The organism is Daejeonella sp. (assembly GCF_049655485.1).
Taxonomy (GTDB): domain Bacteria; phylum Bacteroidota; class Bacteroidia; order Sphingobacteriales; family Sphingobacteriaceae; genus Daejeonella.
The window spans coordinates 1-2,715 of the sequence record NZ_JBASJU010000167.1 but is presented as its reverse complement, the minus strand read 5'-3'; the positions used below and the strand labels follow the sequence as shown (position 1 = coordinate 2,715).

Genomic DNA, 2,715 nt, shown 5'->3' with positions numbered 1-2,715 from the left:
TCCTGAGCGGAAGAAAGTAGTAAGTCTAAAATTTCTTCACTATGGCCATCTGCTTTCAGAATTTCAACAAGCCCTAAAATATTTGCAAGGGGTTTTCTGACCACATGCGACTGGATGAAGCCGATTTCCTCAAGCTGGGTTTCGGCATGACCCAGCATACCCTGCGTATGGACTAATTCTGAATCATTGTAGCCAATGCCATAGATACCTAAAGGAGTATTATCTGGGCTCATAAGTGCCTTCATCTCCCAGTTGGTAGTAACGAAACCGCCTTTTCCATCATGTTTCCGAAGAGTAACGGGAACCAACTGATCCGGGTTTTGCATACACCGGTATCCTGCAGCAGTACATACCTCAATGTCTTCCGGATGGAGCGTAACCGAGAATTTTTGCCCAAGGAGGGTCTTTCTTCCTGCGGCAAAGTTCTTGTCGTAATTCGGGCTTACATAACTATAAACACTGTCCAGGTTTACTGAAATAGTATAAAAATAATGAGAATCGTGAAGAAAAGTATTAATGGCGTTGAAGGTATTTTCCATTTATATTGGTTTTTCGTGCTGATCGGGTCCTCTTGGCTGCACTGGCCCGATATTCTAACTAATACTGAATAATATAAAAATTGTTTCAGTGTCTGGCCATTGCCATCTGTTTAAGCCTATTTTAGGTTTGCAATATAATAGTAAATTTAGTTCCAATTCCTACTTCGCTCACCACCTTAATAGTTCCGCCAATGGCTTCGGCCCTGGGTCTTTACCAGGAACAGTCCCATTCCTTTTCCTGCCACGTGCGTATGGAATCGTTTGTAAAGACCAAAAAGTTTATCGCCTGTTGAGGTCGATGCCTATTCCATTGTCTTTAAAAGTAAGAATGTTTTCCCATTTTCTTTTTACTTGTTATTTCAATAATTGGCTGGACCTTGGGCTTACTGTAATTATTAAGGCACTTCAATTTTTGCGATCAGTAAAATTGTTATGCTCAAAAAGTATAAAAGTTTATCTTTATTTATGCCCGAAGCTCCACAGATACGCCTGATTGTTCAGAAGTTGCAGACCTTTGTCGGTCAGCCAATAGTGAAAGCTACTGCCTTAACCGATGATCTCGATCTTAAGCGCCTCGAAGGCCTGACCATTAAGGAAATTACCGTATTTGGTAAGCAAATCCTTATCGTCCTCCCTAAGTTTACCATCCGCGTGCATTTAATGATGTTTGGCAGAGTGAAGATCGATGAGCGGAACGAAGGAGGTAAATTACGGCTGGGCCTGAAGTTCAAAGACAGAGAACTTAATTTTTACGCCTGCGATATCCATTTTATCGATGAGCCGCTGGATGATGTGTTCGACTGGACTACTGATATTATGAATCCTGAATGGGATGCACAGAAGGCCTTAAAGAAATTGAAAGATTATGAAGATGAATTGATTTCAGATGTACTGATCGATCAGGATATATTTAATGGACTTGGTAATAAGGGAGTAAATGAAGCATTATACAAAACCAGAGTACATCCCGCAAGCATCGTTGGAGCCTTGTCCGCAAGCAAGCGAAAAAGTATTATTCAGGAAGCTGTGGATTTCTCATTTGATTACTTTAAATGGGAAAACGAGGGGGTATCAAAAGAGAACTTCTCGGTTTACATGAAGAAGAAATGCCCGGTGCATGGTACTGCTTTAAAACATGAGAAGATAGGGACAAGCGGGAGGAAATGCCATTTCTGTGACCAGTGCCAAAAGTTGTATGTTTAATAAAACATGACAATGTTTTACCGCAAAGGGCGCAAAGGGCGCAAAGTTTTTTCCTTTGCTCTTTGCGTGTACTTTGCGCCCTTTGCGTTTAATTCTTCTGCGGTAAAGTCTTATTTATAAATAAAATCAAACATCGCCGCCCTCGTCGCTTTCAAATCCGTTCGCAAATACCAGATATTATTAATTCTCTCCCCCTTACTTGCGGTATCAAGCGGGAATCTTCCTTGTTCAATAACTTTAGTTTTGGAATTTAAAATAGTACCTCCTATGTTGAGCAGCATGAACTGATTCATACTCGTCTCCAGGTTGGGAAGAATTTTAGATATAAATACCGGCAGCAAATTGGTGCCCCCTCCCTGCATTTTACTGAAAAGCGAAACCAGAACGGCCTTCTGTCTGTCGGTCCTTTCATAGTCACCACGGCCAGCATCTCGTATCCTGGTGTAAGCAACAGCTTGTCGGCCGTTAAGCTTCTGCAGACCAGCTTTCATAATAGGGGCGATGGGTAGATCACCATCGAAGGAAATTTCTTTTACATAATTGTTGAGATAGGGTAGTTCTTCGGCCTTGAGGTTAATATTAACACCCCCTAAAGCATCTACTATTCTCGCGGCACTTAAAAAATCGACATGGATATAATCTTTTATGTCCAGTTCAAAATTTTGGTTGATGGTCTTTATTGCCAGCTGCGGTCCGCCCTCTGCATATGCGGCATTAATCTTATCCATCCCCTTGCCTTCTATATTAACGTAGGTATCCCTCAGTATAGAAGACATCTTGATTTTCTGCGTTGCGGGGTTAACGGAAATCACCATGATGACATCCGCATTTCCCTGAACCTGCGAATTGCGGCTATCGGTGCCGAATAAGGCAATGTTTACCGGTGCATCCACAAGCTTTGAATTCCTTTGCATGACCATAGGGCTAATACCAAGCGCTTCCGTTGTGCGGTTAAGCTTCGGGAAGATTTTAG

Annotated in this window: 2 protein-coding genes and 1 pseudogene; 1 reads left to right on the top strand and 2 read right to left on the bottom strand. The window is 42.0% G+C overall.

Annotated elements, in window-relative coordinates:
- A pseudogene (locus WBJ10_RS06700) lies at positions 1–539 on the bottom strand (hypothetical protein); the annotation flags it as partial.
- Between the two features lie 465 nt (positions 540–1,004).
- On the opposite strand from WBJ10_RS06700, the gene WBJ10_RS06695 reads away from it, so the two are divergent.
- Positions 1,005–1,742, top strand: coding sequence for a DNA-formamidopyrimidine glycosylase family protein (locus WBJ10_RS06695; protein ID WP_424288746.1), 738 nt, complete (start codon positions 1,005–1,007; stop codon positions 1,740–1,742).
- Positions 1,743–1,852: 110 nt separating this feature from the next.
- Here WBJ10_RS06695 and WBJ10_RS06690 read toward each other — a convergent pair.
- A partial coding sequence (locus WBJ10_RS06690) for an LCP family protein (RefSeq protein ID WP_424288745.1) occupies positions 1,853–2,715 on the bottom strand: 863 nt, incomplete at its 5' end.

What these genes read in the sequence shown, in the direction of transcription:
- WBJ10_RS06695 (WP_424288746.1), top strand. Translation starts at nt 1,005, where the DNA reads ATGCCCGAAGCTCCACAGATACGCCTGATTGTTCAGAAGTTGCAGACC.